Annotated in this window: 15 protein-coding genes; 5 read left to right on the top strand and 10 right to left on the bottom strand. The window is 74.4% G+C overall.

What is annotated here, in order from left to right; all coding sequences use genetic code 11:
- Positions 1-42: 42 nt before the first annotated feature.
- On the top strand, positions 43-765 hold the full coding sequence (locus tag PV682_RS18215) for a TioE family transcriptional regulator (protein WP_319731005.1): 723 nt from the start codon (positions 43-45) through the stop codon (positions 763-765).
- A 147-nt stretch (positions 766-912) separates the two neighbouring features.
- Here the strand turns inward: PV682_RS18215 and PV682_RS18210 are convergent, their stop codons facing one another.
- Positions 913-1,791 carry an NADP-dependent oxidoreductase gene (locus PV682_RS18210; RefSeq protein ID WP_319731003.1) on the bottom strand — a complete coding sequence of 293 codons (879 nt, stop codon included), beginning with the start codon at positions 1,789-1,791 and terminating at the stop codon, positions 913-915.
- 93 nt (positions 1,792-1,884) lie between these two features.
- Between PV682_RS18210 and PV682_RS18205 the strand changes: the two genes are divergently transcribed.
- On the top strand, positions 1,885-2,274 hold the full coding sequence (locus PV682_RS18205) for a MerR family transcriptional regulator (RefSeq protein ID WP_319731001.1): 390 nt from the start codon (positions 1,885-1,887) through the stop codon (positions 2,272-2,274).
- A gap of 81 nt (positions 2,275-2,355) precedes the next feature.
- On the opposite strand, the gene PV682_RS18200 is transcribed toward PV682_RS18205, so the two are convergent.
- On the bottom strand, positions 2,356-3,696 hold the full coding sequence (locus PV682_RS18200) for a M20/M25/M40 family metallo-hydrolase (RefSeq protein WP_319730999.1): 1,341 nt from the start codon (positions 3,694-3,696) through the stop codon (positions 2,356-2,358).
- A gap of 208 nt (positions 3,697-3,904) precedes the next feature.
- Here PV682_RS18200 and PV682_RS18195 point away from each other — a divergent pair, with 208 nt between their 5' ends.
- The gene (locus PV682_RS18195; protein WP_319730997.1) at positions 3,905-6,130 is read left to right on the top strand and encodes a zinc-dependent metalloprotease; all 2,226 of its coding nucleotides are present in this window, start codon (positions 3,905-3,907) and stop codon (positions 6,128-6,130) included.
- On the opposite strand, the gene PV682_RS18190 is transcribed toward PV682_RS18195, so the two are convergent.
- The 3 genes from PV682_RS18190 to PV682_RS18180 form a co-directional block, all read right to left on the bottom strand.
- Positions 6,127-7,815, bottom strand: coding sequence for a sugar-binding protein (locus PV682_RS18190; RefSeq protein ID WP_319730995.1), 1,689 nt, complete (start codon positions 7,813-7,815; stop codon positions 6,127-6,129). The genes PV682_RS18195 and PV682_RS18190 overlap by 4 nt on opposite strands.
- Before the next feature lie 115 nt (positions 7,816-7,930).
- The gene (locus PV682_RS18185; protein ID WP_319730993.1) at positions 7,931-8,674 is read right to left on the bottom strand and encodes an ABC transporter permease; all 744 of its coding nucleotides are present in this window, start codon (positions 8,672-8,674) and stop codon (positions 7,931-7,933) included.
- Positions 8,671-9,504: an ABC transporter ATP-binding protein gene (locus PV682_RS18180; protein ID WP_319730991.1), complete on the bottom strand. Its 834-nt coding sequence runs from the start codon at positions 9,502-9,504 to the stop codon at positions 8,671-8,673. The genes PV682_RS18185 and PV682_RS18180 overlap by 4 nt, the downstream gene beginning before the upstream one ends.
- A gap of 48 nt (positions 9,505-9,552) precedes the next feature.
- On the opposite strand from PV682_RS18180, the gene PV682_RS18175 reads away from it, so the two are divergent.
- Positions 9,553-10,176 carry a TetR/AcrR family transcriptional regulator gene (locus PV682_RS18175; RefSeq protein WP_319730989.1) on the top strand — a complete coding sequence of 208 codons (624 nt, stop codon included), beginning with the start codon at positions 9,553-9,555 and terminating at the stop codon, positions 10,174-10,176.
- A 56-nt stretch (positions 10,177-10,232) separates the two neighbouring features.
- Here PV682_RS18175 and PV682_RS18170 read toward each other — a convergent pair whose 3' ends face one another.
- The 4 genes from PV682_RS18170 to PV682_RS18155 form a co-directional block, all read right to left on the bottom strand.
- Positions 10,233-10,946 (bottom strand): alpha/beta fold hydrolase, encoded by a 714-nt coding sequence (locus PV682_RS18170; protein ID WP_319730987.1) that lies wholly within the window; start codon positions 10,944-10,946, stop codon positions 10,233-10,235.
- A gap of 13 nt (positions 10,947-10,959) precedes the next feature.
- Positions 10,960-11,919, bottom strand: coding sequence for an alpha/beta hydrolase (locus PV682_RS18165; RefSeq protein WP_319730984.1), 960 nt, complete (start codon positions 11,917-11,919; stop codon positions 10,960-10,962).
- Positions 11,920-12,005: 86 nt separating this feature from the next.
- Complete coding sequence (locus PV682_RS18160; RefSeq protein ID WP_319730982.1) at positions 12,006-12,965, bottom strand: alpha/beta hydrolase; 960 nt, start codon at positions 12,963-12,965, stop codon at positions 12,006-12,008.
- A 127-nt stretch (positions 12,966-13,092) separates the two neighbouring features.
- Positions 13,093-15,891: an AAA family ATPase gene (locus PV682_RS18155; protein WP_319730980.1), complete on the bottom strand. Its 2,799-nt coding sequence runs from the start codon at positions 15,889-15,891 to the stop codon at positions 13,093-13,095.
- Positions 15,892-16,571: 680 nt separating this feature from the next.
- Here PV682_RS18155 and PV682_RS18150 point away from each other — a divergent pair.
- Positions 16,572-17,567 carry an NAD-dependent epimerase/dehydratase family protein gene (locus PV682_RS18150; protein WP_319731066.1) on the top strand — a complete coding sequence of 332 codons (996 nt, stop codon included), beginning with the start codon at positions 16,572-16,574 and terminating at the stop codon, positions 17,565-17,567.
- Positions 17,568-18,084: 517 nt separating this feature from the next.
- Here the strand turns inward: PV682_RS18150 and PV682_RS18145 are convergent.
- Positions 18,085-18,834, bottom strand: coding sequence for a thioesterase II family protein (locus PV682_RS18145; protein ID WP_319730978.1), 750 nt, complete (start codon positions 18,832-18,834; stop codon positions 18,085-18,087).
- Positions 18,835-19,047 lie beyond the last annotated feature (213 nt).

Here is a 19,047-nt window from a genome sequence, read left to right as displayed (position 1 = left end):
TTGAACCTTCGGTGGAGACTTTTGCTGAATCTCGGCGGGGACATGGTACGTAACCTTCAAACGGGCGGGAAGCTGCGGCCGGTCGATCTGGCGCGGGGGCACGGGATCTCCCCGCAGGCCGTGCGCAATTACGAGGCGGACGGCATCCTTCCCGCCGCCGAGCGGACGGTTCACGGGTACCGGGTCTATACGGCCGTACACGCGAGGGCACTCAGGGCGTTTCTCGCGCTGGTGCCGGGGCACGGGCACGCGACGGCCTCGGCGATCATGCGGGCCGTGAACGCGGGGGACGTCGACGGGGCGCTGCGGATCGTCGACGGCAGTCATGCGCAGTTGCTCGACGACCGGCGCACGCTGGAGGCCGTGGAGGGGGCGCTCGGGGATCTCACGCCGGTGGACGAGGCGGGCGGGGTGTTCATCGGGCCGCTCGCCGCGCGGCTGGGGGTTCGGCCGGCGACGTTGCGCAAGTGGGAGCGCGCCGGGCTGGTGCGGCCCGTGCGGGATGCGGCGACCGGGTATCGGGTGTACGACGCGGGCGCGGTGCGGGATGCGCGGCTGGTGCATCAACTCCGGCGCGGGGGTTACCTGTTGGAGCGGATCGCGCCGGTGATGACGCAGGTGCGGGCGGCGGGCGGGGTGGAGCCGCTCGGGGGGTTGCTGCGGGAGTGGCGGGGGCGGCTGGCCGTGCGGGGGCGGGCGTTGCTGGGCGGGGCCGGTGAACTGGATAGGTATGTGCGGGAGTTGGAGGGGGTGGAGGACCCGTGAGGGAGCCCGACCTCCCGCGAGGGAGCGGGAACTCCCGCAAGGGAGCCGCAACTCCCGTGGCAGGGTGTGCCCTTCCCCCGTCGAGGCGCGGCACACGGCGGCGCGGGAGCCTGCGCGGGCGGCGGGCGGGGTCCTCCTGCGGCTTCCTCAGAACGTGAGGAGGATCTTCCCGAGGACTCCCCCGGCCTCGAACTCCTCGTGCGCGGCGCGGACTTGGTCGACCGGGTGGCGGGCGGCAATCCGCAGGCGCAGGTCACCCTTGTCGACCAGGGACACGAGGCGGGCGAGATGGGCCGCGTTCTCCTGGACGTAGCTCTTGGTCGCGCCGGGGACGTCCGGGAGGGGTTCGTCGGCGATCGAGACGTACCGGCCGCCGGGGGCCAGGAGGTGGCCCGCGTCCAGGCCCGCGGTGTCGAGGATCGCGTCGTACGTCGCCGGGCGCAGGTCGGTGAGGGTGTGGGTGACGTGTACGGCGCCGAGGGCGTGGGCCTCCTCCCGGTGGGCGGGGCGGGAGACCAGGGCGTCGACGTCGGCGCCGGTGTGGCGGGCGAGCTGGACGGCCAGGCCGCCGACGGCTCCGGCGGCGCCGATGACGAGGAGGCGGGCGCCTTCCGTCGGAGCCGCCTTGTCGAGGGCCTGTACGGCGGTGACGCCGGCCAGCGGGAGGGCGGCGGCGTCCGCGAGGGGGACCGTGGTGGGGGCGTGGGTGAGCAAGTGGGCGGGCAGGGCGACCAGTTCGGACCAGGTGCCGCGGGCCGTGGCGATCTGGGCGGACATCGCGACGACCTGGTCTCCGGGCTCGAAGGGGGCGTCGTGCGCGGTGACGACCGTGCCGGAGAGGTCCCAGCCGAGGGTGGCCGGGAGGGCGGGGCCGACGTCCTGCGCGCGGGTCTTCCAGTCGACCGGGTTGAGGCTGCTCGCGGCGGTCCGGACCAGGACCTCGCCGGGGGCCGGGACCGGGTCGGGGACCTCTCGGACGGTGAGGGCCTCGGGGCCGCCGTGGTGGTCGATCTGCACTGCTCGCATGGTGCGTACTCCTCCGGGAGGGCGTCGATCTCGTTCGCCCCCGACGCTAGACTCTGACATCGGTGTGAGAGTCAAGCGGAGGGGGAACCGCCGGTGCGTATCGGGGAGTTGTCTCGCAGGACCGGGGTGCACGAGCGGCTGCTGCGGTACTACGAGGAGCAGGGGTTGCTGTGTCCCGCGCGGCGGCCCAGCGGGTACCGGGAGTACGCGGCCGACGATGTCGACACCGTCCGGCGTATCCGCTCGCTGCTCGCCGCCGGGCTCAGTACCGCGACGATCGGCGCGATCCTGCCGTGCCTGCGCGATACGCCGGAGGGGTTGGTGCCGACGTGCCCGGACCTCGTCGCCGATCTGCACCGGGAGCGGGAGCGGATCGCGGGGTCGATCGCCGAACTCCAGGCGTCGCTGGGGGCGTTGGAGCGGGTCATCGCGGCGGCGCCGGAGGAGGTCACGCGACGGGCGCTGGCCGCGCTCAGCGGCTGAGCGGGGAGGTGCCCCGGGCACGACGCCGGGTCCGGTGCGGCCGTCGTCCGGGATCGAGGGCTGCGGGCCCGCCCATGCCGTTCAGCCCAGGAAGACGCGGACCACCTCGTCGAGTGCGCGGGTCGTGAGGTGGAGGCTCTCGACGTCGACGTGTTCGTCGTCGCCGTGGAAGAGCTTGCGGGTCTTGCCGACGTCCCAGCCGGGCGCATACACGCCGAAGCCGTACGCCACTCCCCCGGCGTCGCGGACGAAGCGGGCGTCGGTGCCGCCCGCGGTGAGGGTGGGGAGGATCTCGGCGCCGGGGAGCTGGTGGCGGATCGCGGTGCCCAGCACGTCGTACAGGCGGCCCGCGGGGGACGCGGAGGCGGTGCGGCGGGACAGGTGCTCGATCTCGACGCGGTCGGCCAGGTCGCCGAGGGCGGTGCGGAGTTCGGCGTCGATCTCGTCGTCGTCCTGGCCCGGCAGGGAGCGTACGTCGACCTCGACGACGGCCGTGGAGGGGATGACGTTGAGTTTGTCGCCGGACTTCAGGACGGTCGGCGCGAAGGTGAGGTGGGTGAGGGCGTGGGCGAAGCGGGCGCTGTCGCCGAGGTGGACGAGGTGGTCGTCCAGGGTGTCGGGGTCCAGGAGCCCGGCGGTGACGTCGGCGGGGAGGTGGGCGGCGTGGACGAAGTCGTGCCAGCGTTCGTCGGTGCGGGCCGGGGTGCGGTGGCGGGCCACTCTGAGGGCGGCCTCGGCGGCGAGGAGGGCGGCGTTGTCGCTGCCCCAGGGCATCGAGCCGTGCCCCGCGCTGCCCCGGACGTGCAGGCGGCGCGGGAAGGCGCCCTTCTCGCCGACGGTGACCGTGACCGCGCGGGGGCCGACGTGGGCGCCCGCGCTCTCGGTGAGGGCGTGGTCCCAGGGCAGCAGGGCGGGGGCGTGCTCGGCGATCCAGCCGACGCCGTAGCGGCTGCCGGCCTCCTCGTCGGCGACGGCCGCGAACACCAGGTCTCCGGCGAGCCGGTGCGGCGTACGGGAGACGGCCTTGGTGACGACGGCCATCGCGGAGGTGAGGTTGAGCATGTCGATCGCGCCTCTCCCCCACACGATGCCGTCGCGGACGTCGCCGCTGAACGGGTCCCGGGTCCAGGTGCGCGGGTCGGCCGGGACGACGTCGGTGTGGCCGAGGAGCGTCAGCGCGGGGGCCTTCGGGTCGTGTCCGGGGACGCGGAAGAGGGTGGTGACGCGGCCGGGGACGGGTTCGACGCGTTCGGTCTCGACGGCCGAGTCGGAGAAGTAGTCGGCGAGGGTGTCAGCGGTGCGTGCCTCGCCGCCGGACTCCGGGGCCGGGGTGCCGTCGTTGACGCAGGCGTTGCGGATCAGCGCCGACAGCAGGTCGACCGTTTCCTGGGGGTCCGGGAGGGATTGCCGGTGAGGGCTCATACACTTCATCGTGGGTGCGTGTGCCTGCGGATACAAGCGGATACCCGGGTGAACTGCGTGAACTCGGCCGGGGCATGCCGGGGCCGGCGGGCCGGCGCGGGACATCCTGGAGATCCACGAGGCGCGGCTCGCGCACCACCATCGCCTGCTCGCCGCGCCGGCCCGTACGCCGCTGTAGAGGCCTCCTCACCTGATGAAAGGTTCCACCATGCCCGGCTTCCTCGACCTCGTCCCGGACCCCGAAGGGCGCCCCCTGCTGGGCATCCGCCGGTTCGACGAGCCGTTCCTCCTGACCGTCTCCCTCTCGCAGGGCCTGGGCTCCAGCGACCTGTGGCTCGACCGGGGGCGGGCGGGCAAGGCGCGGCTGGCGGAGTTCCGGCGGGCCGGGGAGCGGGTGCTGTTCGCCGTGCGCAACAAGCATTTCCTCAGTACGGGGGATGCCGCCGCCGTGCGGGCCGGGGCGGAGTCGTTCGCGCTGTCCGTGGTGTGGAGCGGGCCGGTGCTGCGGGAGGAGGGCGGGCTGGTCGTCGTGGACGCGACGGGGCTCGCGCTGTACGACCACGACCGGGTCGCCGGGCATCTCGCCGAGCAGGGGCAGGGCGAGTACGTCCTCGACGAGCCGACCAGCGTCGCGCTGGCCGCGTCCGCGTCGCCGCGCGGTGTGCGGCTGCCGGCGCTGCTGACGTTCCGGGGGCCCGGCCGGGGTGCGGCCGTGCGCGCGGTCGCCGCCGATCCGCGTGCGCTCAGCGTCGTCCAGCAGCTCAACCTCGTCCCGCTGCCCGAGGCGCCGATGCCCGCGCGGAGCTACCACCCCGCGTCCGGCGGGTACGGCGTCGGGTACGTCGATCACGGGCTCGGTGGGCGGCAGGTGAAGGTCCAGCCCCGGTTCCGGGTCGGGGAGGGGGCCGCGGCGGTCGTGTTCCAGGTCGATCCCGCCGTGCCGGAGCCGCTGCGGTCGGCGGTCGTCGAGGGCGGGAACTGGTGGCGGGAGGGGTTCGCCGCGATCGGGCTGCCCGAGGCGTACCGGGTGGAGGCCGGCGGCGCGGACTTCGACCCGTACGAGCCCGGGGTGAACGGGGTGGTGTGGGTGCACCGGGCCGGGCGCGGGTGGTCGCTCGGGCAGGGGCTCACCGATCCGCGCACCGGGGAGGTGCTGCACGCGCGGGTGCGGCTCGGGTCGCAGCGGGTCGAGCAGGTGCGGGCCCTCGGCGAGGCGCTCCTCGCGCCGTACGGGCGCCCCGACGAGGCCGAACGGCTCGCCGCTGTCGAGGAGTTGGTGCTCGCGCGCATCCGGCAGCTCGCCGCGCACGAGATCGGGCACGCGCTCGGGTTCATGCACAACTACGCCAGCACGACGCACGTGCGTCCATCGGTGATGGACTATCCGCACGCCCGCATCGGCGTGAACGCGGACGGGACCCTGGACCTGGGTGACGCGTACGCGGTCGGTCTCGGGCCCTGGGACCACTTCCTCGTGCGGCACGCGTACGGCGACCTGTCGGACGCGCAGCTCGCCGGGCTGCGGGAGGAGTTCCGGCATCTCGCGTACGTCACCGACGAGGACGGGCACGGGCCCGGGGCCGCGCATGCCGACGGGGTGCCGTGGGTGACCGCCGGGGACGCGCTGCCCGCGCTGGAGCACATCCTGCGGGTGCGGCGGATCGCGCTCGCCGGGTTCTCGCGCGGTGTGCTGCCGCCCGACCGGCAGACCGGGGAGCTGGAGGAGCGGGCCGTGCTGCTGCATCTGCTGCACCGGCACGAGGTGACGGCTGTCGGGCGGCTGGTCGGCGGGGTGCGGTACGGGTACGGGGTCGCCGGGGACGGCGGGGTGGGGACGGTCGTCGTCGAGGCGGAGGTTCAGCGGGCGGCGCTGGGGCGGCTCGTCCGGTTGCTGCGGGCCGAGGAACTCGGCTTGCCCGAGAGCGTGTTGGGCGTGCTGACGCCGCCCGCCATCCGGTACGAGCGCAGCGGTCAGTACTACGACACGTCCGCCGGGCGGGTGTTCGATCCCTTCAGTGCCGTGCGGGTCGCGGTGACCCTGGTGAGCGAGGTCCTGTTGGATCCGGCCCGGTTGAACCGGGTGGCCTGGCAGCATGCGGTCGATGCCTCGGTGCCTGGGGTGGCGGACGTTCTCGACGCGATGCTGTCGGCCACCTGGGGGCGTACGGACGCGGTGTCGGCGGACGTGCCCGCGGGTACGGCCGTGCAGCACACCGCCGACTGGGCCGTCCTCCAGCATGTTCTGCATGTCCTTGCCGGGGACGGGCTGCATGCTCCTGTCCGGGCCGAGGTGCGGTCCGTCCTGCGGCGGTTCGCCGGGGAGTCGGGGGAACGCCGGCGGGATGCCGCCGAGTTGGTGACCTCGTTCCTCGCCGATCCCGCTTCGGTGCGGCTGGAGCCGTTGCCGCGGGTGCCGCCGGGGGCGCCCAACTAGCGTTGCGGGAGCGGGACTCCGGTGCGGCGGGACTGGGACCGGGACGCCGGGGAGTCGGTGCTGCGGGCCGCCTCCGTGGGGATGCGCGGGGGTGTCCGTGGCATCGAGGGCGGGGTGTAGCCGGTCAGGCGGGCCGTCCCCCAGACGTACGGGTCGGCCTGGGGGCTGCCGTACGGGGACCAGGCCAGGCGGGTCTGGCCGGTGCGGTCGTCCGTGTCGGAGTCGTAGACGAGGATGTTGAGGGCGAAGCGGTCGGGGTCGGGGGGTGCGGGGAGGTCCGTGAGGGGGATCTTCGCCTCGATCGTGTAGCCCTGGGGTGTGGTGTGGGCGGCCACGGTCGGCTGTGCCGGGCCCTGGTGGTTGTCGGCGTCGCGTTCGGCTGCCGGGTGTCCGTGGGGGGTGGTGCGGGGGACGATGCCGGTTTTGAAGGTGGTCGAGGTGTCGTCGGCGTCGCCTCGGGGGTCGATGGCGATCTCCACGGAGTCGGTGCGCCAGTGGCGTTTGACGTCGGTCTCGGCCAGGGGTGCGCCGCGCCTGTCGTCCCGGACCCGGACCAGGACGTACAGGTCGTCGGCGTGGCGGGTGAGCCGGGCGGTGGCCGAGCAGTCCTGTGCCGTGGGGGTGTCGCCCTGCCAGTGGGTGAGGGGCAGTTCAGGGCCGGGGTATTCGGCTTCTGTGCCGTTCAGGGTCGGGGGGCGGGTGGCCTCGGGGATCGTGGTCGTCGGGCGGGGCGGGTAGGCGGGTTGGGCGTTGTTCGCGAGCCAGGGGAGGCCGGTGCGGTGGGTCCAGTCGCGGAACTCGGCGTACAGGGGGCGCAGTTCGGGCTGGTCGTGGATCGGGGCCTCGATCGGGTGGGTGTCCTCGGCCAGTACGGTGAACCAGTCCGAGTCCAGGTGTGCCGGGTCGTGGGGGACCTCGGGCGGGAGGGCGGACCAGCCCTGGGTGCGGTAGGCGCGGGACGCGTGGCGTTCGGCCTGGGCCCAGGTCGTGCGGTGTTCACGGGAGGGCGTGCCGGACCAGACGCCGATCACGGGGAGGCCGGTGTCGGGGTCGGTGCGGCGGGTTCTCGGGGCGTCCGGGCCCAGGAGGTGCTGGAAGGCGGCGTTCTGGGCGAGGAGGCGGCGGGGGTGCCAGGGGGCGAGGTCCGGGGTGGGGAACGCCGTCGGGTCGGCGGCCTTCCAGAACGCCTCGATGGCCAGGCGGGCGGAGAGTTGGTGCGCGCCGTGCTGGCCGAAGGGGCGGGGGTCCATCGTGACGACCGTGTGGGGAGTCGTCCGGCGGATCAGGTGGACGATGCCGCGCAGGGTGTCGTGGGCGTTCCAGATCCTTGCGGTGAGGGGTGCCGAGAGGGTGTACCAGAAGTCGGGCTTGTCGAGGTAGTAGACGTTCTCGATGCCCGCGTACGCGGTCGCCGTGCGCTCCTCGGTCTCCCTGAGCAGGCCCAGCGCGGCGCCCTCCTCCGGGCCTGTCGCGTTTCCGCCGCCCTCTCCTCGGGTGACCGTGAGGACGGAGGTCGTCAGGCCGTGCTGTTCTCGCCAATGGCCGAACGTGGAGAGGTTCTGGGCCTCGTCGTCGGGGTGGGCGCCGATGAAGAGGATGTCGGTGCGGGCGGGGTTCGTGCGGGGGCTCGCGGCGAGGGCGCCTGCGGCTACCAGGGCCGTGGCGAGGAGGGTTCGGCGGCGCATGGGGGGTCCTGGGTGGGGGTGGGGGTGGGGGTGGACCCGCACGGTAGCGCTCTTACGGGGTGGAGGGCAGTATTTGACGTTGTTTCACGTGAAACGTGCTGATGTGGGCGTGCCCCTACAGCGCCACCAGGCGTCCGCTGCGGGTGCGGAGTCGGGTCGAGGCGAGGGTGGCGAAGAGGGTTGTCATGGTGAGGAGGACGGCGCAGGTCGTGAGGACGGCGGCGGGGTTGCCGGAGAGGGCGGCTCGCAGGCCGCGGGCTGCCCAGTAGCCGGGGGACGCGGGGGCGATCGTGGCGATCCAGGCGGGGAGGGAGGAGAGGGGGACGAAGGCGCCGCCCACGGTGCTGAGGAGCATGCCGCCGATGTCGTAGGCCGCGGAGAGTTCGCTCATGGTGCGGGCCAGGACGCCGAGGAGGGCTCCGAGGGAGAGGAGGGTGCAGCTCCAGGTGAAGAGGACGGTCAGGAGGAGGGCGGGGTGGGGGATGCGGAGGGCGAAGAACCAGACGCCCGCGGCGAGGATCAGGAGTTGTTGGGTGAGGAGGGCGGCCAGGACCGGGAGAGATTTGCCCGCGAGGAGTTCGGCGGGGCGCAGGGGGGTGGCGCGCAGGCGGTCCCAGGTGCGGGCGAGGCGTTCGGTGAGGATGGCGCTGCCGGAGATGCTGAGGGCGAGGAGGGAGAAGGTGACGAGGGTGCTGACGACGGCTTGTTCGGTGCCCGCGCGCGGGCCTTGCGCGGAGACGTAGAGCGGGCGCAGCAGGGTGAGGAAGACCAGGGGGAGGATCATGCGGCTGAGGAGGGGGCCGGGTTCGCGCAGCATGAGGAGGGTGTTGTGGCGGACGAGGACGGCGAGGCGGGTCATCGGGCGGTCGCTTCCAGGGAGTGGTAGAGGTCGTCGAGGCTCGGGCGGCGGACGTCGACGGTGACGGGGGTGCGGCCGGTGGCGAGGAGGGCGGCGAGGTCGGCGGCGGGGGTCTTGGTGGGGGCGCGGTGTTCGGGGCCGGTGGCGAAGGTGACGCGGAGTTCGCCGGGGAGGTCGCGGGTGAGGGCCTCCTGGGTGCCCCGGGCGATGACGCGGCCGTCGCGGGCGAGCGCCAACGTGGCGTCCAGGTCGACGAGTTCGGGAAGGTAGTGGGTGGTGTAGACGACGGCGGCACCGGCGGCGGCGCGGGCCTTGACGGCGTCGAGGAGTGCCGTACGGGTCTCCGGGTCGGCGCCCGCCGTCGGCTCGTCCAGCAGCAGGAGCGGGGGTGAGCCGACGAGGGCGCCGGCGGCCTGGACGCGGCGGCGCTGGCCGCCGGAGAGGGCGCCGGTGGGGCGGTCGGCGACGTCCGCGAGGTGGAGTTCCTCCAGGACGCGGGCGGTCTCGGCGTCCCGGTGCCGTCCGCGCAGGCCGGCGAGGCCCGCGAGGAGGCGGATGTTCTCGCGGGCGCTGACGGTGCCGTACAGGGCGAGTTCCTGGGGTGCGACGCCGAGGAGGTGGCGTGCGGCGCGCGGGGTGTCGTAGGGGCCGATGCGCAGGCGGCCCGCGTCGGGGTCGGTCAGGCCGGTGACGGTTTCGACGAAGGTCGTCTTGCCGGCGCCGTTGTGGCCGATCAGGCCGACGATCTCGCCGGGGGCGACCGTCAGGTCGAAGCCGTCGAGCGCGCGGCGCGGGCCGTAGGACTTCACCAGTCCTGTCGCGGTGAGCATGTCTGCCTCCCATGATGTGTACGGTGTACACGTCTACACTGTAGACCTATGAGCGGCAGGCGGGAAGAGATCCTGGACGCGGCGCTGGCGATCGCCGACGAGCGCGGGCTGGAAGCGGTGTCGATGCGGGCGCTGGCCGACCGGGTCGGGGTGACGCCGATGGCGTTGTACCGGCATGTCAGGGACAAGGCGGCGCTGCTGGACGGCATGCTCGGCCGGCTCCTGGTCGCGCTGGCGCCGGGCGCCGTCGAGGAGCGGCCCTGGGACGAGCGGCTCGCCGTCCTCGCGCACGCCGTCCGCGAGGTGACCCGGCGTCATCCGTGGGCCGCGCAGCTCCTCTTCTCCCGCCCCGCCGTCACCCCGGACGCCGTGCGCGCGGTGGACCTGATCTACGCGGCCCTCGTCGAGGCCGGGGTCCCGGAGCCTCAGGTACCGCGCCTGGAGCGGCTGATCAGCACGTTCGTCATCGGGTTCGCGGCGTCGGAGGCGTCCGGGCGCTTCTCCCCCGGCACCGTTGATCCGCGTGGACGGCGGGGACGGCTTCCGGAGGGGGATCTTCCCGCGCACAGCAGGCTCGCGTCCTGGCTGGATCTGCCGCTGGATCTGGATGCCGAGTTCGCGGCGGATCTGGCGGACATCAGGAGGCTGGTGGAAGCCGTCGCCGGGCGCTGAGGTTTCCGGGGCCGTACGGCAGGGGGTGGTAGGCGCCCCCTGCCGGTGGGGATCGTTCAGGCTGTGGCCCGCACCGCCTCGCGGATCACGTCCGCGACCTCCTTCGGCCGTGACACCGCGACCGCGTGGGAGGCGCCGGCGAGTTCGGTGACCTTCGCGCCAGCGCGTTCGGCGCCGAAGCGCTGGACGTCGGGGTTGATGGCCTGGTCGGCGGCGGCGACGATCGCCCAGGAGGGCTTCGTGTGCCAGGCGGCGGTGCTCGCCGTCTCCCCGAACACGGCGGCGGCCAGCGGGCGTTGGGACACGGCGAGGATGGACGTCGTCGCGGTGGGGACGTCGGCGGCGAAGATCTCCGGGAACGCCTCGGCCTCGATGGTGACCTCGGTCGCGGTGGTCCCGTCCCCGGTCGGGTACGACCTTTCGCGCAGGTTCCTCACCAGCGGCGACAGCGGGAAGCGGCCCTGGAGTCCGCCGAGGCTCTCGCCCTCCTCGGGGGTGTAGGCGGCGACGTAGACGAGGCCGACGACGTTCTCGGCGGCGCCCGCGACGGTGATGACCGCGCCGCCGTAGGAGTGGCCGACGAGGACGACGTGCCCTTCGGTCTGGGCGGCGACCGACGCGATGTACGCGGCGTCGGAGGCGAGGCCGCGCAGGGGGTTCGGCGGGGCGGTCACCGGGATTCCCCGGGCGGTGAGTTCGGCGACGACGCCGGACCAGCTGGCCGCGTCCGCGAAGGCGCCGTGGACGAGGACGACGGTGGGAGTGGACATACGGGTGTTCTCCTCAGGAGTGGAGGGCGGTGCGCAGGGTGTCCGTCGCCAGGGTGATGGCGGCCTCGGCGGCCTGGGTGCCGCGCAGGGCGTTCAGCATCACGAAGTCGTGGATGATGCCCTGGAACCGCACGGCGGTGACCGCGACCCCGGCCTCGCGCAGCTTCGCGGCGTACGCCTCGCCCTCGTCGCGCAGGACGTCGGCCTCGGCCGTGATGACGAGGGCGGGCGGCAGCCCGGTGAGCTGCTCGGTGGTGGCGCGCAGCGGGGACGCGGTGATCTGCGCGCGGTCGGCCTCGTCGGCGGTGTACTGGTCCCAGAACCACCGCATGCCGTCGCGGCGCAGGAAGTAGCCGGTGGCGAACTGGTGGTAGGAGGGGGTGTCGAAGGCGGCGTCGGTCACCGGGTAGAACAGCACCTGCTGGACGAGCGGGACGTCCCCGCGCTCCTTGGCGAGCAGCGTGAGCGCGGCGGTCATGTTGCCGCCGACGGAGTCCCCGGCGACGGCGATCCGCGCGGCGTCCAGGCCGTGCCCGGCGCCCTGTTCGACGACCCAGCGCGCGACGGCGTAGTTCTGCTCGACGGCGACCGGGTAGCGGGCCTCGGGCGAGAGGTCGTACTCGGGGAAGACGACGGCCGCGCCCGCGCCGACGGCGAGTTCGCGCACGAGCCGGTCGTGGGTGCGGGCGTTGCCGAAGACCCAGCCGGCGCCGTGGATGTACACGACGACCGGCAGGGTGCCCTCAGCGCCCGCGGGCTTGACGATGCGGGCGCGGACACTGCCGGTGGGGCCGCCGGGGACGGTCACCCACTCCTCGTCCACGGCGGGCTTGTCGATCTCGCCGGACTGGACGTCGTCGACGGCCTCGCGGCCCTCGGCCGGCGGCAGTTCGAAGAGGTACGGCGGGTTGGCGGTGGCCTCCGCGAAGGCGCGGGCGGCGGGCTCCAGTACCGGGTCCACGGCATCGGACATGAGGGTCTCCCTGGTGTTCGGGCGGGGTGGGCGGACGGTGGGGTGATCTGCTCCGTCAGCCTGGCAAGCGGCCCCGCCCCGGCGCATCAGTAAGTCGACTGTCCCAGCGCCGACGCGAGGAACCGGGCCCCTTGCCCGATCGCGGCCCGGGTGGGCGGGCTGTCGCGCAGGAAGTTCAGGGAGACGAAGTCGTGCACGGTCCCCAGGTAGCGCACGGCGGTCACGGGGACGCCCGCGCGGCGCAGCAGGCGCGCGTACTGCTCGCCCTCGTCGCGGACGACGTCGGCCTCGGCGGAGACGACGAGGGCGGGCGGGAGTCCGGCGAGGTCGCGCTCGGTGGCGCGCAGGGGGGCGGCGGTGGGTTCGGTGAGGTCGTGGGGGTCGTCGGCGTACTCCTGCCAGTACCAGGCGACCGCGTCGCGGGTGAGGACGTAGCCGGAGGCGAACCGCTGCGCGGACTCGGTGTCGCCGGCGGGGTCGGTCATCGGGCAGTACAGGAGCTGCGCGCGGATGCGGGGGCCGCCGCGCCGCTTGGCGGTCATGGTGAGGGCGGTCGCCAGGGTGGCGCCCGCGCAGTCCCCGGCGACCGCGAGCCGGCGGCCGTCGAGGCCCAGGGTGTCCGCCTGTCCGGCGATCCAGGTGAGGGTGGCGTACGCCTCCTCCAGGGCGACCGGGTAGCGGGCCTCGGGGGTGCGGGTGTACTCGGGGACGACGAGGGCGGCGCCGCTGAGGTCGGCGAGTTCGCCGGTGAGGCGGGCGTGGGTGCGGGCGTCGCCCAGCATCCACCGGCCGCCGTGCAGGTAGACGACGACCGGGTGGGGGCCGGGCGTGCGGCGGGGGCGGAAGAGCCAGAAGCCGACGAGCCCGGAGGGGCCGACGGGGGCGACGCGGAACTCGGCGTCGAGGTCGTCGTCCGGGTGCCCCTGCATCTCCAGCAGGGCCTGGCGGCCGTCGACGGGGCCGATGCGGTGCAGGTAGGGCGGGCCGGCCGAGGCGTCGACGAGCCGTCGGACGAGGGGGTCGAGGACTACACGGTCCGGGTTCACGCGCCTCCTTGCGGCGTGACGGGGCGGGTCTGTGCCGCGTCCCCGGCGGGGCGCCCTCCGCGCCGCCGGAGCGCTCGCGCCACCAGGCGGCGTGCGTGCCGGTCCGGCCGGGGCGCGACACAGGCTCTCACAGCTCCTCGACGAGGTCCCGGAGCTGGTTGCGGCTGCTCACCCCCAGTTTCGGATACACCTGGTACAGGTGGGAACTGACGGTGCGTGGCGAGACCATGAGCCGTTCCGCGATCTCCCGGTTGCGCAGCCCCTTCGCCGCGAGCCGGACGATCTCGCGCTGCTGGGCGGTGAGTGAGGCCAGCGGGTCGCTGCGGACCGGTGCCGTACCGACCCCGCTGGCCCGCAGCTCCACCCGCGCCTCCTCCGCGAGTCCGGCCGCGCCGAGCCGGGTGAACGTCTCCAGGGCCACCGCCAGCAGGGGGCGCGCGTCGAGGGGGCGGCGGCGTCGGCGCAGCCACTGCGCGTAGTGCAGCCTCGCCTGGGCGCGGGCCAGCGGCCACTGGTCGGCGGCCGGGTTGACGGTGGCGAGCCGGAAGTGGTGCTCGGCGTCCCGCGCGGGGCCGGTGAGGGCGGCGGCGTGGTGCAGGAGCAGCGTCGTGCGGGTCGTGGGGCGGGGGCCGAGGGCGATGCGGGCGGCGTCGACGACGGGCGCCGTCTCCTCCTGGCGGCCGGTGCGGTGGGCGGCTGCGGCGAGGTCGGCGATCGAACGCGGCGACAGGAAGTAGTGCAGCGGTGTGCCGTCCTCACCGAAGAGGGCGCGCAAGTGCCGGTACGCGGCCTCGTGGTCGCCTGCGGCCGTCGCGGCGGTGCCCTCCGCGCGCAGGAGGCGGGCGTGGGTGGCGCGGTTCTCGTCCAGGTCGACGGCCGTCCATGCCAGTCCGGTGCCGCCGGGGCCGCCGCGCAGAGCTTGGAGCGTCGCGCGCAGCGCCTCGACGTCGGTCCGCACGAACGTCAGGGCGTGGACGGCCGCGAGGGCGGTGACGCGTTCGAGGTGCTCGTCCGCCTCCGCCCAGCGGCCGGTGTCGATGAGGGCGCCCGCCATCGCGGTGAGCGTGGGGACGGCGGGACCCATCGCGCCGTACGCGCTGAGCCCTTCGTACACCTGGCGGAACGTCTCCACGCACAGGTCGGACTCGTCGGCGTACCAGGCGGCGCCGGCGATGCCGAGGGTCCAGGTCAGGTCGGCGACCCGGTCGGCCGGTTCGGGGCCCGGGGTGCCCCGGCGGATGTCGCGCAGGAGGCCGGGGGCGTGGGTGGGGTCGGCCGCGGCGAGGGTGGTGGCGCGGACGGCGGCCCAGCTGCCGTTGCTGGACAGTTCGGCGTACGGGGTGTCGCCGTGCCGGTCGCCGGCGCCCGCGAGGAGGGCGGTGATGGGGGCGCGGGGTTCGGGCAGGCCCGACTGGTAGGCGACCGCGCCCAGGACGCTGGCCAGCGCGAACACCGTCATGCCCGAGGTGGGCGGGGTGGGGGCCAGGGCCCCGGTGAGGACCTGGGTCGCCTGGCGCTGGTGGCCGTGCAGGGAGAGGGCCATCGCGACGCCGCAGGCCGCCATGGAGAGGACGTCGCGGTCGGTGGTGAGGGCGGTGACCTGGTCGTACAGCTCCCGTACCCAGGACGGGTCGGCGGCGTTGGTGGCGGCGTGCAGGGCCTTGGCGTAGCGGCGGGCCCGGTCGGCGGGGGCGGGGCTGCACTCGGCGGCGCGTTGCAGGGCGCGGGCCGCCGCGTGGAAGCCGCCGCAGCGTTCGGCGAGGCGGGCGGTGTCCTCCAGGGCTGCGGCCACGGTCTCGTCGCGGCCGGGGCAGGCCGCCGCCAGGTGCCAGGCCCGGCGGGAGGGGTCGTCGGTGAGGGCCGCCGCGAGGTCGCGGTGCGCCTGCCGGCGCTGGTGGGCGGGGGCGGCGTGGTAGCAGCCGGCGCGGGCCAGGGGGTGGCGGAAGAGGACGCGGCCGTCGGCGACCGTCACGAGGGCGGCTTCCTCCGCCGGGGCCCACGCCGTGAGGTCGTCTCCGGCGCCCGCCGCCTCCATGACCGTGACCAGGTCCTCGTACTGGGAGGCCGCCGCGTACAGGAGCAGGCGGCGGGTGGTGTCGGGGAGGGCGGGCAGCCGTGCGGCGTACAGGCGTTGGATGCGGTCCGTCCGGGGGAGGGTGCCGGTGGGGAGTAAGCCCTGCCGGGCCGCGCGGGAGAGCTCGATGAGGGCCAGGGGGTTGCCCTGGGCCTGGCCGAGGAGTTCGCTGCGGGCCCGGCCGGTGGGGGCGTGCGGCTGGGCGTCGAGGAGATCGGCCGCGGCCTCGTCGGACAGGGGGCCCAGGAGGATCGTGGGGAGGTCGGCGGGGACGCCGTCGGGGGGTGTCTGGCCTCTGGCGGCGAGGAGGGCGGGGAGGGTGGTGCGGCGCAGGACGAAGGCGAGGACGTCGAGGGAGTCGCGGTCGAAGTGCTGGATGTCGTCGGCGGTGAGGAGGAGGCGGCGGCTGGGGGTCTTGGTACCGGCTTCGGCTTCCGGCCGGGCTTCGGCTCCTGCCTCGGCCTCGGCCTCGGTCCCGGCCTCCGTGAGGAGGGTCAGGACGGCCAGGCGCAGGAGCATCGGGTCGGCCGGGGTGTCGGCGGGGGCTGTGCCGAGGGCGGTGTCCAGGGCGGTGCGCTGGTGGGTGGGGAGGGTGGCCGTGCGGGTGAGGAGGGGCAGCAGGAGCTGGTGCAGCGAGGCGAAGGAGTGGTGGGCCTCCGCTTCGCTGCCCCGCGCGGTCAGGACCAGGTGGCCGTGGTCGCGGGCCCGGTCCGTGACGGTCGTCAGGAGCCGGGTCTTGCCGGTGCCGGGGTCGCCCAGCAGGAGCAGGGTCCTGCCGTGCGCCACGGCGTCCTGGAGGGCGGCCAGCTCGGGGGCACGGCCCGTCGGCTGTCCTTCGGTGTTGTCGGCCACCTCCCCATCATCGCCTGTTCTTCGACGTCGGTTGAACTTCTTGGCGATCACCGCGTTGTGGGGACGGGCGGGGTGTTCATGTCGAACGGATCCGGAGAGAGCCGGCCGTGGCCGGTCGGCCGACCACCTGGACCGGAGCTTGACGATCGGTCAGAATCTGTTGATGTACGGCCTGTACCCGGATCTGTCGCCTACCGAGCGGCGGCGCCGGGCGGACGGTCTGCCGGGGGGAGAGGGGGCTCGCGGACCGGGCGGGGGCAGAGGTCGGTCAGCTGCCCGGCGGCCGGCAGCGGCGGGGGAACACCACTCGCGCGCTGCCGCACGAGCCGTCGGCGCTGTTCGTCGACGAACCGTCCACGGGACTCGACCCGCCGTCGAGGCTGTCCGGGTACGACCAGCTGACGGCGCTGCACGCACGGGGTGTGACGGTATTGATCACCACGCACGACAGGGAGGCGGCGGCACGCCTTCATGGCCACGGGGGGCTGCTCGCCGACGTCGGTGACGCGGGCCCGGAACGGGTTCCGTACGACGGGGTGCCGACCGGGATCACCGCGCCGGCCGTCGACGTCGTCGTCCTCGCCCTGTCCGTCCCGGGGTTCGGGGCGGCGGCCGTACGCGATTCCCGCCCGGCGCGCTCGAGTGACCCTCAGGTTTCCCACCGGACAAAGGAGTTGGCCATGAGCGACGTTGCTCGACCGACGGGCGGCACGCCCGGGACCGGACGGGTCGTGGTGACCGGCGGCGCCGGGTTCCTCGGCTCCCACCTGTGCCGTGTCCTGCTCGGCGCGGGCCGGGAGGTGGTGTGCGTCGACAACCTGTGCACCGGCCGCCCGGCGAACGTCGCCGACCTGGCCGGACACCCCCGGTTCCGGTTCGTCGAGGCGGACGTCACCGAGCCGCTGACGATCGACGGGCCGGTGTCGGCCGTGGCACATCTGGCGTGCGCGGCGTCCCCCGTCGACTACTTCGACCTGCCCGTGGCCACGCTGCGCGCGGGCGGCCACGGCACGTACAACATGCTGGAGCTGGCCCGGGCGAAGGGCGCGCGTTTCCTGCTGGCGTCCACGTCCGAGGTGTACGGCGATCCCCTGGTCCATCCGCAGACCGAGGAGTACTGGGGGAACGTGAACCCGGTCGGGCCGCGTGCCGTGTACGACGAGTCGAAGCGGTTCTCCGAGGCGATGGCGGTCGCGTTCCGCAAGGAGTTCGGGGTCAGCACGGGCATCGCCCGCATCTTCAACTCCTACGGCCCGTTCATGCGCGCCGACGACGGCCGGGTCGTACCGGCCTTCATCACCCAGGCGTTGCGCGGGGAGCCGCTGTCGGTGATGAGCGACGGGCGCCAGACGCGGTCGCTGTGCTACGTGGACGACACGGTCGACGGGCTGGTGGCGCTGCTGGACAGCGCGGAGGCGGGCCCGGTGAACCTGGGCAACCCGAACGAGATCACCGTTCTCGAACTCGCCGGGCTGATCGTGGAGATCACCGGCAGCCGCTCCCCGCTGACGTACATCGCGCCGCATCCGGACGACCCCCGGCGCCGCAGACCGGACATCGCGCGGGCGCGCACGCTGCTCGGCTGGGAGCCGCGCGTCGCCCTGTCCGACGGGCTGAAGCGGACCGTCGAGTGGTTCACCCAGGCCGAGGCGGTCACCAGAGGCACGCCCCGGTGACCGCCGCCTGCGCCAGGGCCGGGTCGTGGCCCGGCCCGCTCCCATGCAGGTCAGGCCGAGGCTGGTCAGGCGGTCCCGGTCGAGGGCGTTGCGGCCGTCGGCGAGGAGGCGGGAGGCGATGACGGAGGAGGGGGCCTCGCGCATGTCGTCGGTGTCGGGCTTGAAGGTGAGGCCGAGCAGGGCGGTACGGCGTCCTTCGAGGCCGCCGAGTTCCTGTCTGATCCGCTGGACGGCGCGGCGGGGCTGGAGGCCGTTGACCTCGATGACGGCCGACAACGGCTGGAAGGGGTAGCCGCTGTTGGAGGCCATGGCGCGCTGGGCGCGGGAGTCCTTGGGGAAGCAGGAACCGCCGTAGTCGACGCAGATGTAGGCGACGTCGGCCCCGTCCAAGGCGTCGGCGGCGTCTCGGGGACGATGTCCCGTACGACGACCCGGTGCCCCAGCGCGGCCAGGCAGGCACCTCTTCCCGGCGTATGGGGTGTCCCCGTCCGTGAGTTGGGGGGCGGGCGTGTGTCCGTCAGGTGCGCAGGGCTCCGGTCATCTCGGTGACGAGGGTCTGGGCGTGGGGGGTGACGAAGAAGTGGCCGCCGTCGAAGATCCGCAGCCGGAACTCGGCCTCGGTCAGGCCGGACCAGGCGCGCAGTTCGTGTTCGTCGGCGCGTGGGTCGTGGGTGGCGCCGAAGACGGTGAGCGGGGTGGTGAGGGCGGCCTCGGGGACATGCCGGTAGGTCTCGTTGACCTCGAAGTCGGCGCGCAGGGTGGGCAGGAAGACGTCCAGCAGGTCGGGGTCGCCCAGGACGGATTCGGGGGTGCCGCCGATCTCCCGCAGGTGCGGGACGAGTTCGGGGGCCGGCAGGGCGTGCAGGTGGGGGCGGGTGTCGGGCAGGTGGGGGGCGGGGCGGCCGGAGACGAAGAGGTGGACGGGGCCGGGGGCGCCCTCGGCGCGCAGGCGGCGGGCGAGTTCGTGGACGACGAGGGCGCCGAGGCTGTGGCCGTACAGGGCGTAGGTGCCCGCGAAGTGGCCGTCCAGGCTCTCCATCAGGTCGTCGAGGAGGGGGTCCAGGTGGGTGTGGGGTCGGTGGCGGTAGCGCTCGGCGCGGCCCGGCGGCTGGAGGGGGCAGATGTCCACGCCGGGCAGGGCGAGGTCGCGCCAGGGGGCGAACGCGGCTGCTCCGGCGCCCGCGTTGGGGTAGCAGAACAGGCGGGGGCGGTCCGGGGCGGCCTCGCCGAAGGGGAGCCAGGCGCGGGTCGCGGCTGCCGTGGTCACAGCACCTCCACCGTGGGGTCGTCGGGCGGGAGCGGGCCCGTCCGTGGTCGGCTTCGAGGACGACATGATCGCCGTCGCGCTCGGCCCCGGTGAAGCCCGTGACGGCGGAGGTGACGTAGCTCATCCGGTTGCGGCCGGTTCTGCCGGACGCGGCGCGCGGGCTGCGTACGGCGTCGGCGCTGCCGACTGTCCGACGGTCTCGGCGTGTCCGCG

It is taken from the genome of Streptomyces niveiscabiei (assembly GCF_033794345.1).
In the GTDB taxonomy this organism is placed as follows: Bacteria; Actinomycetota; Actinomycetes; order Streptomycetales; family Streptomycetaceae; genus Streptomyces; species Streptomyces niveiscabiei.
Note: the sequence above shows the minus strand (reverse complement) of the source record. Positions and strands in the feature narration are given on the sequence as shown.

What these genes read in the sequence shown, in the direction of transcription:
- PV682_RS18215 (WP_319731005.1), top strand. Translation starts at nt 43, where the DNA reads ATGGTACGTAACCTTCAAACGGGCGGGAAGCTGCGGCCGGTCGATCTG.
- PV682_RS18210 (WP_319731003.1), bottom strand. Translation starts at nt 1,791, where the DNA reads ATGCGAGCAGTGCAGATCGACCACCACGGCGGCCCCGAGGCCCTCACC.
- PV682_RS18200 (WP_319730999.1), bottom strand. Translation starts at nt 3,696, where the DNA reads ATGAGCCCTCACCGGCAATCCCTCCCGGACCCCCAGGAAACGGTCGAC.
- PV682_RS18195 (WP_319730997.1), top strand. Translation starts at nt 3,905, where the DNA reads ATGCCCGGCTTCCTCGACCTCGTCCCGGACCCCGAAGGGCGCCCCCTG.
- PV682_RS18190 (WP_319730995.1), bottom strand. Translation starts at nt 7,815, where the DNA reads ATGCGCCGCCGAACCCTCCTCGCCACGGCCCTGGTAGCCGCAGGCGCC.
- PV682_RS18185 (WP_319730993.1), bottom strand. Translation starts at nt 8,674, where the DNA reads ATGACCCGCCTCGCCGTCCTCGTCCGCCACAACACCCTCCTCATGCTG.
- PV682_RS18180 (WP_319730991.1), bottom strand. Translation starts at nt 9,504, where the DNA reads ATGCTCACCGCGACAGGACTGGTGAAGTCCTACGGCCCGCGCCGCGCG.
- PV682_RS18175 (WP_319730989.1), top strand. Translation starts at nt 9,553, where the DNA reads ATGAGCGGCAGGCGGGAAGAGATCCTGGACGCGGCGCTGGCGATCGCC.
- PV682_RS18170 (WP_319730987.1), bottom strand. Translation starts at nt 10,946, where the DNA reads ATGTCCACTCCCACCGTCGTCCTCGTCCACGGCGCCTTCGCGGACGCG.
- PV682_RS18165 (WP_319730984.1), bottom strand. Translation starts at nt 11,919, where the DNA reads ATGTCCGATGCCGTGGACCCGGTACTGGAGCCCGCCGCCCGCGCCTTC.
- PV682_RS18150 (WP_319731066.1), top strand. Translation starts at nt 16,572, where the DNA reads ATGAGCGACGTTGCTCGACCGACGGGCGGCACGCCCGGGACCGGACGG.